The sequence below is a fragment of the Geodermatophilus bullaregiensis genome (genome assembly GCF_016907675.1).
GTDB classification, from domain to species: domain Bacteria; phylum Actinomycetota; class Actinomycetes; order Mycobacteriales; family Geodermatophilaceae; genus Geodermatophilus; species Geodermatophilus bullaregiensis.
Genome location: NZ_JAFBCJ010000001.1, coordinates 4,221,645 through 4,234,605 on the forward strand (window position 1 = coordinate 4,221,645; position 12,961 = coordinate 4,234,605).

Below are 12,961 nucleotides of genomic sequence, written 5' to 3' on the forward strand. Positions count from 1 at the left end.
CCCTCGGGTGCCCCTTGATTGCTGCCCCGAGCGCGTGGGTCTGTGTCCTGGCAGAGGGCCCTCCGGACGACACCCCATCGGTGGCGATGCAGGGGAGGGTCGACATGGAGGTCGTTTACGAGCGGGTCGCCGGGCTGGACATCGGCAAGGCGACGTTGACCGTCTGCGTGCGCACGCCGGGCCCGCGGGGCCGGCGCAGTGAGACGCGGACGTTTCCCACCACCACCCGCGCGCTGGAGGTGATGCGGGACTGGCTGGTCGAGCGCGGGGTGACGATCGCGGCGATGGAGTCGACCTCGACGTACTGGAAGCCGGCGTTCTACTGCCTGGAGGAGGTGCTGGAGGTCTGGCTGTGCAACGCCGCGCACATCAAGGCAGTGCGCCGGCCCAAGACCGACGTCCGCGACGCGGAGTGGATCGCCCAGCTGCTGGAGGTCGGGCTGATCCGCCCGTCGTTCGTGCCCCCGCCGGAGATCCGCCGGCTGCGGATGCTGACCCGCTACCGGGTGCAGCTGATGGGCGACCGCACCCGGGAGGTGACCCGGCTGGAGCTGATGCTGGAGGACGCCAGCATCAAGCTGTCCTCGGTGGCGGCCAGCCTGACCAGCGTCTCGGCCCGGGCCATGCTGACCGCGATGATCGCCGGCGAGCGGGATCCGCAGGTGCTCGCGCAGCTGGCGAAGGGCAAGATGCGGATCAAGATCCCGCAGCTGGTGGAGGCGCTGACCGGGCACTTCACCGAGGAACACGCCCGGCTGGCGCGCACCATGCTGCGCCGGCTGGAACTGATCGAGACCGCGCTCACCGAACTCGACGCGGTGATCGACCAGGCCTGCCGGCCCTGGGCGCACCAGCTGGAACTGCTGCAGACCATTCCCGGAGTGGGGCCGAAGGTGGCCCAGGTGATCCTGGCCGAGACCGGCGGGGACATGTCCCGCTTTCCCTCCGCGGCGCATCTGGCCTCCTGGGCCGGGCTGGCGCCGGGGGTCTTCGAGTCGGCCGGCAAGCGCCGCCAGCCCGAGGCGCAGCACGGCAACAAGTGGCTGACCGCGATGCTGGTCGAGGCCGCCGGCTCGGTCGGGCGGATGAAAGGCCGCAACTACCTGTCGGCTCAGTTCGCCCGGCTGACGGCCCGCCGCGGCATGGGCCGGGCGGCGGTCGCGGTCGCCCACTCCATCCTGGTCTCGGCCTACTACATCCTCTCCCGCGACGAGCCCTACTCCGACCTGGGCGCGGACTGGCTGGCCCGCCGTCACGACCAGGCGCACGCCCGCCGGCTGGTCGCCCAACTGGAGCGCCTCGGTCACACCGTGGTCCTCGACCCGGCCGCCTGACCCGACTGCACAAGGACTGCAAGGACGGGCTTCGCCCGCCCCGCGCTGACGCGCGCCTGCAACTCACCTATTCACGGGTCTGTGTGGCAGTTGATCTTGACGCTTCTCCGGTGCTCGAACAGGCGAGGCCAAGCCGCATGGGGATCCAATCGGGGCCGTGGAGAGTGTCTTGCTCGGGGTGCTGGTCGGCGCAACGTGCCGGCGCACCGAGGGTCGCGGTCCGGTGGTCGACGGTGCGGCCAGGCGCTCCGCCGGATCGGGGGCCGTCCCGGGCTCCGCGTTCGCCCGTGACTCTGGTCCCAATTGCGCCGCGATCGCTGTCCAACGATCCGGCGTGGCGCTGACCTGCTCGCGGCGGGACCGCGCCGGCACCCCGGGGTCGGGTCAGGCGGTCGTGGCCCTCAACTGCGGGTAGACCTTTTCCACCGGGAGACTGAGTCCGGCCTTGGCCCGAACAGAGCCTTCGTCGGCGAGGACCTCGTACTGTCCGGCCTCGACGGCGTCGAAGACGGTGCGCACGAGGTCCGCAGGCTGCGTCTTCGGCTCGGGCGCGTGCGCCGCCATGGGAGTGTCGACGTAGCCGACGTGGACGCCGACCACGTGCACGCCGTGCGGGGCGAGTTCCAGGCGCAGCGAGTTGGTCGCCGACCACAGCGCCGCCTTGGTGGCGCTATAGATCCCGGCGACGGCGTACCAGCTCAGCAGCGAGTGCACGTGGACGAGGGTCGACTCGTCCTTGCTCGTCAGGATCGGGGCGAAGGCGCGGGCCAGGAACAGCGGGCCGAGGAAGTTGGTCTCGACGCTGGTGCGGATTTCCTCGTCGGTCTGGGTGAGGATCCGGGGGCTGGACGTGGAGACGCCCGCGTTGTTGATCAGAACGGTCACGTCCGGGGCGACGTCGGCGGCGGCCTGGATGGACGCGGGACTCGTGACGTCGAGGGGCAGCGGCACGATGCGATCGTCGTCCCAGGTGCGGGGGCTGCGGGCGGTGGCGAAGACCTTCGCGGCACCATGCTCCAGGGCTTGGTGGACGAAATGGGTTCCGATGCCGCCGTTGGCTCCGGTGACGAGGACGACGGCTCCGTTGAGTGAGGGCATGGGTCGCTTCCTGTGTGGGGCGGGGCTTGCAGAAAGCTGTGCGCGTCGTGGGGTGATCGGCGGCGGTCCCGACCTCGCCGGTAGGCGCGCCGTCTCGAGCGGTGTCGAGGTCGTCCTCCGGAGGATGCACGCGCTGCGGAGCGGGACGCCCTCGCTCAGCGTGTGACGACGATCTTGCCGTTGGCCCGGCCTTGCTCGACGTAGGCCATGGCCTCGAGGGTCTCCTCGAAGGGGAAGGTGCGGTCGAGCACCGGCCGCAGCGTGCCGCTGTCGTACAGCGTGGCCAGTTCCTCGAGTTGCGCGCCGTTCGCCCTCATGAAGAAGAACGAGTACCGCACGCCCAGGTGCTTTGCTCGCTTGCGCACCTTGCGGCTCAGCAGCGCCATCACCGGGGCCAGGATCGGCTGTCCGAGCTGAGCGGCGAATGCTGGGTCGGGCGGGCCGATGACGCTGATCGCGATTCCACCCCGCTTGAGCACGGTGAGGGACTTCTCGAGGTTGGTTCCGCCGAGTGAGTCGAGCACGACGTCGTACCCGCTCAGGACATCGGCGAAGTCCTTCTGCGTGAAGTCCACGACCTCATCGGCGCCTAGGTCGCGGACCTTGTCGGCGTCCTTGGTGCGTGCGGTAGTCGCCACGTAGGCGCCGAGGTACTTGGCGACCTGCACCACCGTCGAGCCCAGCCCCCCGGCGCCCGCGTGGACCAGCACCTTCTGCTCCGGCTGCACCTTGGCCACATCGACGAGAGCCTGCCACGCGGCGAGAGCAACCAGCGGCACTGCGGCTGCCTCCTCGAGCGACAGCGACGTGGGCTTGAGCGCGACGTCAGCCTGATCGATCACGATGAACTCGGCGAACGTGCCGATGCGCAGGTCGCGGGGCCGGGAGTAGATCTCGTCGCCGACCTTGAAGTCCTGCACGCATTCGCCCACCGTCGTGATGACACCGGCGACGTCGTGACCGAGCGGAAAGGGAGGCTTGTACTTCAGGAGTTGCTTGAACTCGCCGTCGCGGACCATCTTGTCCAGCGGGTTGATGCTCGCTGCGCGAACCTCTACGAGGACGTCGTTGCTCCCCGGGCTCGGGGTGGGCACGTCCGCGAGCTGGACCCCATCCTCGCCATACTTGGTCACCACGCATGCCTTCATGTGTGTGCCTGCCTCATTTAGGATGTGCCTGCAGTTCAGGAGCGAGTGGGGGAGCGGCTTGCGGTGCCCCCGGGAGTAGCGACCGCTCCCCATGCCTGGCAAGAGATCTCCGTGACCAACCGGTGCCTGCAGTGGTGCTCGGGGGTCATCGGTGGTCCGTCCGGGCCGGCGAGCTGGGGTCATTGGGGGCGTGCGGCGAGCGCGGCGAGCTGCGGTCGACGGCCAGGTCGAGCTCGCCGCTCGTCACGCCGTGGCCGGCCGCGCAGCGCAGCTCAACGGCGACGGGCTCGCCACAGCCATGGTGCTGCAGGCGCACGCCGCTGCTCTGCTCGCCCAGCCAGCGCTCGCCCCACTGCATGAGCGCGGCAAGCACCGGGAAGACGTCGGCCCCCTTCTCGGTCAGCCGGTAGCCCTTCCGCGTGCGCTCCCCAGGGTTGCGGTACTCGACGCGCTCGAGAAGCCGCTCGGCGACGAGCTCGCGCAGCCTCGCCGCGACGACGGGCTCGCTGGCGCCCGTGCGCGCGACGAACTCGTCGAACCGCGTCGCGCCGTAGAAGGCCTCGCGCAGAACGAGCATCGCCGACTTCGTGCTGACGACGCCGAGCGCTCGGGCCATGGCGCAGGCATCGGCGCTCCAGGCGTCGCGAGACCTGAGGCGGCCCGCCAGATGGATAACAGGCGTCATGAGCAGAGACTATAGCTGGCTTGTGCATAGCTAAGTCAGCCCACTACGCTCCCTGGCTGTGACCTTCTTGGCCCAGCTCCGGCGCCGTGACGCCTCGCCTTCGTTGGTCCTCTTGGTGGTGTGCGCCGGCGTGGTGCTCGCCAGCCTCGACCTGTTCATCGTCAACGTCGCCCTGCCCGAGCTGGCGGACGACCTCGACGCGCCGCTCTCGAGCCTGTCGTGGGTGCTGAACGGCTACGCGATCGCCTTCGCGTCTCTGCTCGTACTGTTCGGGCGGCTAGCTGAGCGGCGCAGCCGCGAGCTCAGCTTCCTCGCGGGCGTGTTGCTCTTCACCCTCGCCTCGGCCGCATGCGGCCTGGCGACGAGCGTCGAGTCCCTCGTTGCGTTCCGAGTCGTTCAGGGCGCGGGCGCCGCACTGCTCACCGCTGCGTCCCTGGGCCTCGTCCTCGCCACCGCGCCGGAGGAGCGCCGCCACTCCTCCGTTCGGGCGTGGACCGCGGTTGGCGGCCTGGCGGCGGCGCTCGGTCCCGTCGTCGGCGGCCTGCTGGTGGCTGTGGACTGGCGGTGGATCTTCTTCGTCAACGTCCCGATCGGCCTCGCCGCGCTGTACGTGGGGTGGCGACGGCTCCCACACGTGCCCGGCCATCCCGTGCCGCGGCCGGATGCGCTCGGCGCCGGGCTGCTGAGCGCCGGCGTGGCGGGACTCACCCTCGCGCTGGTCCGGGGCGAAGACTGGGGCTGGGGGTCGACCGCGACGCTGACGACGCTCGGCATATCCGTGGCGCTGCTGGCTGTCTTTGTCGGGCATTGCATGCGCGCCCGCAACCCCCTCGTCGAGCCCGAACTCTTCCGTGCCGGCGGCTTCGCGGGCTCCTCGATCGTCATGACACTGTTCTCGATGTCGTTCGGCGCAATGCTTTTGTCCCTCGTGCTGTGGATGCAGGACGTCTGGGGTTGGTCGGCGCTGGCCACCGGGCTGGCCATCGCACCGGGGCCGCTGATGGTCCCGCTCTTCTCGTTCCTCGTCGCCGGCCGGCTGATCGCGCGGTTCGGCCCGGCGCCGGTGGTGACCGCCGGCACAGCGATCTTCGCCGCCGGCCTGGTGTGGTGGGCGGCCGCAGCGCAGGTCGAGCCTGATTACGTCGGCAGCCTCCTGGGGGGAGTGCTGGTAACCGGCGTCGGCGTCGGGTTGACTCTGCCAACACTCATGGCCACGGCGGCCGCCTCGCTGCCTCCTCGGGCGTTCGCGACCGGGTCGGCCGTGGTCAACATGCTGCGCCAGGTCGGCGTGGCGCTCGGCGTGGCCCTGCTCGTCGCGCTGCTCGGCACCCCGACGTCGAGCACCGCGGCGCTGACCGCATTCCGGACCGGCTGGCTCGTGCTCGCGGCGATCGCGCTCGTCGCAGCCGTCGTCGCCGCCGTCGTGCTCCGCGCGCGGGCGGAAGCACCCGCGCTGGAGGTCCTCCCTACGGTGCCGCCCGTACGATGAGAGGTACGGCTGAGCTGGAGCTCGCAGCAGCGACCGCCTACCTTCGGCCAGGCAGGGTCCGCGACGGGCAGCGCCGTTGTTTTCCTGCTCCGTTGAGCCGGTAGCGCCCCGGCATCAAGGTCGCGCCACCGCTCGGTGCCCGGATCCCCCCAGCGGAACAGACACCGCCGTTGTGCCCCGCCGACGAACAGCCCGCCGTGGATGGCCGCGAAAGCGCGCCAGGACGGTTCGCGAATGACAAGTTTCGTGTTTATGCGGCGGTCCACGCCCGGTCAGCCTGCGCGGTCGCAGGCATGCTCGAGTCGGTCACCGCCCTGAACATGGGGGAGAACCCTGTTCCGCACTACTGGGAGCACACGCTCTGGGTGTGGGGCCAGACATCGATGGACGACTTCGAAAAGCTCTGGGACCGCATCAATCTCGACGGAGTCGTCGAGCGGATCCGCGTGCCGTACCTGGTCGTCCACGGTGCGCACGACCGGCAGATCCCCGTCGAGTACGCGCACCGCAGCTACGAGCAGGCGGTCAACAGCCCCAAGCGTGAGCTGAAGGTGTTCACCGAACGGGAAGGAGGCGTCGAGCACTGCAACCTCGACGACCCGATGAACGCCACCCGGTTCGTTGCCGACTGGGTTGCCGAGACCTTTGGGCATCCTGTCCGCTGACGGCTCCTGGCGGGCCGCGAGGCAGGCCGTCGGCGGCAAATCTCGACCACTTCCTTCCACCAGTGAACCTTGTCGGAGCGACGAACTTACGACGATTAATCAACCGTAATCTCCACTTTTCAGTCAACGCTCGTCAACACCGAACGGGCAGCTGATCTGCAAGTTCCGTCATGTACCAATGTCCTCAAACGTCCCCGGCGCGTTCTCGCAGGGTTATTGGTTCGAGTCCAATCGGGGGAGCAACACCGCAGTTCAGCGGCTCGTGGGCGCCTCCAGGCCGGAACCAATATTCGCCGGAGTCGCAAGGAACCCGCGACTTCGGAGCGCGTGACGGCGCTGGGTGGGACCTCTGACGGGGTCTCGACGTGGGCTCGGTCGACGTCGCGGGGCCGCTGTCCGAGAGCCCGGCCGTCGAGTGGCTGCCGTCCTCGGAGTGCCCAGCAGTGCGGAGCGGTGAGGGAGCCCTCGCTGATGTGAGGCCTTACAGGGTCCGCCGGATGACCGCGGCGGTCCGGGGGCTGGCGGTGCCGCGGCCGAGGTAGACGTCCTGGGTCAGGCTGGGCGGCTGTGGCCGAGGTGGTCGGCGATCTGGCGAGCCGAGAGCCCGGCCTCGTCGGCCAGCCAGCGGACCGCCATCGCTGAGCCGGCTGTCCGTGGGCACCGGCGGGGTCTCGGCGCTGCTGCGGTCGCGGAGTGCTTCGCGCAGCCGCCGCTCGGCCTGCGCCCGGGTCGGCATCGATCCGCCAGGCTCAGGTTCGACCGGTGCCGGTAGAAGGACGCCGCGAGCCGGGCGTGGAGCCGCCCGAAGGGTGTGACGGTGATGTCCAGCTCGTCGAGTCCGCGGGCGATCTCCTCGGCGGCGATGCCGACCCGGGCCGTCTTCTGCAGCACCTCGGAGTAGTTGACCGCGCTCATCGTGGCATCGTCGTCGGCAGCAGCGCGGGTCACGACCTCCCCGCCGGGCTCTTGGTTGACCAGGGCCAGCGATGCAGAGGCATACAGGACGATCACTCCCCGCGTGGCCCGCCGTCTTGCGACGAGGGATCGAAGCCACGCTCGATGACGACTTCATCGCGGAGGTCAGCACGGTCGGCCGCGGCGGCTTCCAGGCGGCGTTCGGCCACCAACTCGTCGCTCAGGCGGACCTCGCCCGCAGCCTCCCTGAATCGCTCCCACAGGCGCTCCAGGGAGGCGCGGCGTCTCGGGTCCCACCCTGCAAGGGGATCCTGAACCGCGCCGCTCTCGCTCACGAGGTCGGACAGTAGTCGCCATCCACAGGGCTTGATCCTTGCTGCGACGACCGCGTCCACCATCGGCGCAGCGGTGGGCCGAACACCAACATCGTGACGTCTGCTCGGCGCCGTCGTACAGGCGCCATGCGCTGTGACCGCCCCACGTGGCGGCAGCGCCAGCAGCCACATCACGGAGGCCCGTGTCGACGCTCATGCGGGCTGCGGCCGCCGGAACCCACTCGTGACCTGCATCGAGTCCCTCAGCGGTAGCCGTAGCACGCACGGTGGCCATCGCCGTCTCGAGCGGCTGGCCCATCGCTCGATCCCTCGCCAGCTCGTACACCGCGAGCGCCTACAGCCGCAGCTCAAGCGGTAGGTCCGCCAGCAGGGACCTCCAGTCGTCCTCCACCCATGCGGTCGCGCCCCTGATGGGCGACCCGTGCCGCTCACTCAGTCAGGATCACCCGCACGAGGAGCCGAAGCGGGACCATCGTCTCCGTCTCGGGAGCACTGACGGCCTTCACCATCGATCGGGTCAGCACGCCGGCCGCGACGGCCGCGGCGGCTGCGATTGCCGAGCGGAGCAGACGGTGGCTGCGATTCACGGCGGCCTCCTGGGGGAGGGGTGTGCCCGATTCCTGCTCCGATGGCTGGTTCGCCTCAATGGCGTCACAGGTCCACACGTCGTGCACGCGGTGTGTAACACGTGGTCCTGGGGCTTCTGCAATGACGACGACGCTCGCTCTGGTCGACCATCGCGTGCTGCCTCGGGCCGCGGCCCTGTGGCTGGCCGCTCGGGTGCTCCAGCGCGAAACGGCATCACGGCGCAGCGTCCCTCCGAGGGGTACACGCCGCTTCGTGACGCTGTGGGGGGTGGCGGCAAACGGCGACGGAGCCATTGCGGCGTCAGATGCGGCCGGTCTCGTGGGCCCACATGGCGACCTCGACGCGGTTTCGGGCGCCGAGCTTTCGCATGAGGCTGGCGAGGTGGGCTTTGACGGTGCTTGGGGTGATGTAGAGCTCGCTGGCGATCTCATTGTTGGTGCGGCCTCGGGCTACAGGAACGAGGACTTCCTCCTCGCGAGCGGTGAGCGGTTCCATCGGCTGCCTCGGTGGTGAGGTCTGTGCGTGAGCGAACGCTGCGAGCAGTCGGACGGTCACGCTCGGTGCGATCAGTGCGTCTCCGTCGGCGGCGGCGTGGATGGCCTGGGTCAGCAGGGCGGGTCCGGCGTCCTTGAGCAGGAACCCGCGGGCGCCGGCTCTGAGCGCCCCGTGGACGTACTCGTCGAGGTCGAAGGTGGTGATGACCACGATCGGCAGGGGGTCGGTGACGTCGGGGCCGGCGAGGCGTCGGGTGGCTTCGATGCCGTCCATCAGCGGCATTCGGATGTCGAACAGGCCGACGTCGGGGCGCAGCTGGAGCGCCAGGCGGACTGCCTCGCGCCCGTCGGCGGCCGCGCCGACCACGTCGATGTCGGGTTGGGCGTCGAGCAGCATCGTCAGCCCGGTGCGCACGATGGGCTGGTCGTCGGCGATGAGGACCCTGATGCTCATCGTGGCGTCCCGGTTCGGGGCAGGACCGCCTCTACCCGCCAGCCCCGCTCGGCGGCGGGGCCTGCGTGGAAGGTGCCGCCGAGCAGTGAGGCGCGTTCCCGCATGCCCACCAGGCCGTAGCCTGCTGGGGCGCGGCCGCCAGCGGCGGAGCCGTCGTCGTCGATGGTCAGCCGTACCTGGTCGGCGTCGCCGGTGACGGCGACGGTGACCTGGGTCGCGTGGCGGGCGTGCCGTCGAGCGTTGGTGACGGACTCCTGGGCCAGGCGGTAGATCGCGGCCCCGACCGCCGGGCCGAGGTCGTCGAACTCGCCGGAGAGCGTCACCTCGACGCAGGGACGCGTCTGGCCATCGGTGGCGAGCTGCTCGACCTCGGCCACGCCGGGCTGCGGCGCGAACTCGGTGTCCTGTGTGGCGCGGAGCACCCCGACGATGGCGCGCAGCTCGGTGAGGGTGCGGGTCGCTGCGTCCTCGATGATGGCCAGGGCCTCGATGGCACGCTCGGGGTGGGAGGCCGCGATGGCACGTCCTGCTTGGGCCTGGATGGCGATGCCCGACACGTGGTGGGCGACGGTGTCGTGGAGCTCGCGCGCGAGCTGTTCGCGTTCGCGGGCCTTGGCTTGGTCGATGTCGCGGATGCGGATCTTCGTGCGATAGCGGACCGCGGCGCCGAGCGCGGCGGCGAACAGGAAGAACCCGTACGCGCCGACCTTGTCCGCGAGGCTGGTGGGGTCGGCGACGGTGGTGATGGGCAGCCAGAGCAGGATGACGCCGAGGCCGATTGCGGCTTCCCGGCCGGAGCCCCACCGGAACAGGGCGTAGGCCAGGATCAGCGACGCGGCCATGCTGTTCAGCGGGGCGCCTTGCGACCCGGTGAGGATCCTGACGACGTCGACGATCGTCCACGTGCCGAAGGAGACCGCGACCGCGACGAGCGGGTGCGTGCGTCGCCACGGCAGGGGGCCGAGGACCGCGAGCACCGCGAGCAGCAGCAGCGGGCGTGGCGCCAGGTCCTGGCGAAGCACCACGTCCACCAGGGACCAGCAGATCAGTACTGCGACCAAGGCCCAGTCCCGCGGCCCCTGGTCCGGGGCATTCGTGGGTCGAGGTTCGGCCCACAGCGCGTGGAGTGCGTTGGTGGCCATCTGATCAGCCTAGGCAGCCCGCGTGCTCGGTGTATCGGCCGAAAGCACGAGAGCTCGGCTGTGCCAACGGCCAGGTCGAATCAGGCTCCCGGGGCTGATGTGCCCGCCGCCGGCATCCGTGACGGTGGAAGCACCCACCCGATCAAGGCAGGGAGCATTGTGATGAGAAGGCCTCAATCCCACACCGCACGAGAGAATCCGCCATCGCACAGCTCGCTGGAAGACCGGCGCATGCCCGTGCAGGCCAGACTCGCAGCAGCATGGACCAGCTTCATGTTCCTCTACATCTACATCGACTACTTCCACCTCCACAAGCCCGGCGTCATCGACGACCTCCGCGCCGGCGCCGTCGGCCTCGATTACGACATCACCCCGACGGTGTTGACCATTTTCGTCGCGGTCGTAGCGATCCCGGCCCTGATGGTGATGCTCTCCATGACGCTGCCCGCCCGCGTGAACCGCGCCACGAACCTCGTCGTAGCAACGCTCTACATCCCCGTCTCGATGTTCAACGCGGTAGGAGAGTCCTGGGACTGGGCCTTCTTCTACGGCCTCTCCATCGGTGTCGAGGTGCTGCTCCTGGCCTTCATCCTGCGCTCCGCCTGGACCTGGCCACGCCGCACCGCATCACCGGCGACCCTGGCAGCCAGCCTCCACAGCGAGCCGCTCCGCGCGCCGCAGCAGGCGTGACTGCCCGCCCCAGGGCCCGACCATCCTCCGCTCGCCCCACCCGCGGGCACGGTCACCTGTCTCAGCGTTCGCTGTTGAGCACTCCGTCCCACCCCATCCCCAGAACGGTCCCGGTCATGATCGAGGCACGCGAGCTCACCAAGCGCTACGGCGACACCACCGCCGTGCACTCCCTCAGCTTCACGATCGAGCCCGGGACCGTCACCGGGTTCCTCGGCCCGAACGGCGCCGGCAAGTCCACGACCATGCGCATGATCATGGGACTGGACCGGCCGACGTCGGGCACCGTCACCGTCAACGGCAAGCCCTACCGGCAGCACCGTGCCCCGCTACGCGAAGTCGGCGCCCTGCTGGAGGCACGCGCCGTGCACCCCGGCCGCAGCGCCCGCTCACATCTGCGCTCCATGGCCGCCACCCACAACATCAAGGCCTCCCGGGTCAGCGAGGTCATCGAGCTGACCGGCCTGGCCGGGGTCGCGACGAAGCGCGTCGGAGGGTTCTCCCTCGGCATGGGCCAGCGCCTGGGAATCGCCGCCGCCCTCCTGGGCGACCCCAGGACGCTCATCCTCGACGAGCCGGTCAACGGGCTCGACCCCGAGGGCGTGCAGTGGGTCCGCCAGTTCGTTCGTGCCCTGGCCGCCGAAGGACGAACCGTCTTCCTCTCCTCGCACCTGATGAGCGAGATGTCCCAGACCGCCGACCATCTCCTGGTGATCGGCCGCGGTCGCATCATCGCCGCCGGCCCGGTCCAGCAGGTCATCGACTCCGTCGCCGGCGGCGCGGTGCGGGTGCGCTCCCCGCGCGCCGGTGAGCTCGCCGCCGCTCTGGCCGCCGACGGTGCGACCGTCACCTCGCCCGAGGCCGGGATGCTCGAGGTCAGCGGGACCACCGCGGAGCACGTCGGCGAGGTCGCCTTCAGGAACGGGCTGCTGCTGTACGAGCTGTCCCCGCGCCGCGCCAGCCTCGAGGAGGCGTACCTGAGCCTGACACAGGACGCGGTCGAGTACCGCGCCCACACCACCCCCACCACTTCCAGGACCGTGAAGGCCGAGAACCGATGAGCACCCTGACCGCCGACCCCCCGACGGCCTCACACGCCGCCACCCCGCCCGCCGCCGCGCAGGTGCAGCCCACCTTCGCGGGGGTCGCGCGCGGGGAGTGGATCAAGCTGCTGTCCCTGCGCTCGACGTGGTGGGCGCTGGCCGCCACCGCCGCAGTGATCACGCTGGCGGCCCTGGCCGCCGCCGCGTCCCTGAACGCCATGGCCGACGACCCCGCCTTGCCCCCGGGCGTCGAGCAGGTGCACGGCGCCGAGGTCGTCTCCAGCGGCTTCCCCTTCGGGATGCTGACCATCGCCGTCCTGGGCGCCCTGCTCGTCACCGGCGAGTACGCCACCGGCTCGATCCGCTCCACGTTCGCCGCAGTCCCGACCCGGATCCCGGTCCTTGCCGCCAAAGCCCTCACCCTGGTCGTCCTGACCGCCGCCGTGACCCTCGTCAGCGTGACCCTGTCCTACGTCGTCACTCTGCCCCAGCTCTCGCAGTACGACCTCGTCCCGGCGCTGGACGACCCGGGCACCTGGCGCGTGTTCGGGGGCGCCCTCTACTCCCTCATCGCCGCCGCCCTGTTCTCGCTCGGCGTCGGCACGCTCCTGCGCTCCACCGCTGCCAGCCTGACCTCTGCCCTGACCGTGCTGCTGCTGCTGCCCGGCATCCTCAGCTTCATCCGCCTGGACTGGGTGGAGACCATCGTCAGCTACCTACCGCTGCCGGCGTCCTCGGCGTTGCTGACCACCGGAGCAGCCGAGACGCAAGGCGCCCACCTCTCCGCACAAGCGAGCCTGATCGTGATGGCCGCCTACGCCGTCGTCCCTATCGCGGCGGCCGCCGTCACGCTGCACCGACGCGACGCCTGACGCCCTGCC

The 12,961-nt window shown here is 70.2% G+C and carries 14 protein-coding genes; 6 read left to right on the top strand and 8 right to left on the bottom strand.

What is annotated here, in order from left to right; all coding sequences use genetic code 11:
• Positions 1-104: 104 nt before the first annotated feature.
• Positions 105-1,334, top strand: a complete 1,230-nt coding sequence (locus JOD57_RS20265) for an IS110 family RNA-guided transposase (protein ID WP_239568689.1) — start codon at positions 105-107, stop codon at positions 1,332-1,334.
• 384 nt (positions 1,335-1,718) lie between these two features.
• Here the strand turns inward: JOD57_RS20265 and JOD57_RS20270 are convergent, their stop codons facing one another.
• From JOD57_RS20270 to JOD57_RS20280, 3 genes are all read right to left on the bottom strand, one after another.
• Positions 1,719-2,432, bottom strand: a complete 714-nt coding sequence (locus JOD57_RS20270) for an SDR family oxidoreductase (protein ID WP_204693659.1) — start codon at positions 2,430-2,432, stop codon at positions 1,719-1,721.
• A 155-nt stretch (positions 2,433-2,587) separates the two neighbouring features.
• On the bottom strand, positions 2,588-3,568 hold the full coding sequence (locus JOD57_RS20275) for an NADP-dependent oxidoreductase (protein WP_307824816.1): 981 nt from the start codon (positions 3,566-3,568) through the stop codon (positions 2,588-2,590).
• Between the two features lie 157 nt (positions 3,569-3,725).
• A complete protein-coding gene (locus JOD57_RS20280) occupies positions 3,726-4,265 on the bottom strand; it encodes a winged helix-turn-helix transcriptional regulator (RefSeq protein ID WP_204693661.1) in 540 nt (179 codons plus the stop codon).
• 58 nt (positions 4,266-4,323) lie between these two features.
• On the opposite strand from JOD57_RS20280, the gene JOD57_RS20285 reads away from it, so the two are divergent.
• Together JOD57_RS20285 and JOD57_RS20290 are read left to right on the top strand one after the other, a co-directional pair.
• On the top strand, positions 4,324-5,754 hold the full coding sequence (locus JOD57_RS20285; RefSeq protein WP_204693662.1) for a DHA2 family efflux MFS transporter permease subunit: 1,431 nt from the start codon (positions 4,324-4,326) through the stop codon (positions 5,752-5,754).
• Between the two features lie 293 nt (positions 5,755-6,047).
• Entirely contained in the window at positions 6,048-6,419 is a 372-nt protein-coding gene (locus JOD57_RS20290; protein WP_204693663.1) for an alpha/beta hydrolase family protein, read from the top strand.
• Between the two features lie 552 nt (positions 6,420-6,971).
• On the opposite strand, the gene JOD57_RS20295 is transcribed toward JOD57_RS20290, so the two are convergent.
• The 5 genes from JOD57_RS20295 to JOD57_RS20315 form a co-directional block, all read right to left on the bottom strand.
• A complete protein-coding gene (locus JOD57_RS20295) occupies positions 6,972-7,430 on the bottom strand; it encodes a PIN domain-containing protein (protein ID WP_372440262.1) in 459 nt (152 codons plus the stop codon).
• Positions 7,427-7,669 carry a hypothetical protein gene (locus tag JOD57_RS20300; RefSeq protein WP_204693665.1) on the bottom strand — a complete coding sequence of 81 codons (243 nt, stop codon included), beginning with the start codon at positions 7,667-7,669 and terminating at the stop codon, positions 7,427-7,429. The genes JOD57_RS20295 and JOD57_RS20300 overlap by 4 nt, the downstream gene beginning before the upstream one ends.
• 428 nt (positions 7,670-8,097) lie before the next feature.
• A complete protein-coding gene (locus tag JOD57_RS20305) occupies positions 8,098-8,343 on the bottom strand; it encodes a hypothetical protein (protein ID WP_204693666.1) in 246 nt (81 codons plus the stop codon).
• Between the two features lie 214 nt (positions 8,344-8,557).
• Positions 8,558-9,205 (bottom strand): response regulator, encoded by a 648-nt coding sequence (locus tag JOD57_RS20310; protein ID WP_204693667.1) that lies wholly within the window; start codon positions 9,203-9,205, stop codon positions 8,558-8,560.
• Positions 9,202-10,347 carry a sensor histidine kinase gene (locus JOD57_RS20315; RefSeq protein WP_204693668.1) on the bottom strand — a complete coding sequence of 382 codons (1,146 nt, stop codon included), beginning with the start codon at positions 10,345-10,347 and terminating at the stop codon, positions 9,202-9,204. Before JOD57_RS20315 ends, JOD57_RS20310 begins: the two co-directional genes overlap by 4 nt.
• Before the next feature lie 231 nt (positions 10,348-10,578).
• Between JOD57_RS20315 and JOD57_RS20320 the strand changes: the two genes are divergently transcribed.
• From JOD57_RS20320 to JOD57_RS20330, 3 genes are all read left to right on the top strand, one after another.
• A complete protein-coding gene (locus tag JOD57_RS20320) occupies positions 10,579-11,037 on the top strand; it encodes a DUF6326 family protein (protein ID WP_275582104.1) in 459 nt (152 codons plus the stop codon).
• Positions 11,038-11,153: 116 nt separating this feature from the next.
• Positions 11,154-12,098 carry an ABC transporter ATP-binding protein gene (locus tag JOD57_RS20325; RefSeq protein WP_204693669.1) on the top strand — a complete coding sequence of 315 codons (945 nt, stop codon included), beginning with the start codon at positions 11,154-11,156 and terminating at the stop codon, positions 12,096-12,098.
• A complete protein-coding gene (locus JOD57_RS20330; protein WP_204693670.1) occupies positions 12,095-12,952 on the top strand; it encodes an ABC transporter permease subunit in 858 nt (285 codons plus the stop codon). The genes JOD57_RS20325 and JOD57_RS20330 overlap by 4 nt, the downstream gene beginning before the upstream one ends.
• Positions 12,953-12,961 lie beyond the last annotated feature (9 nt).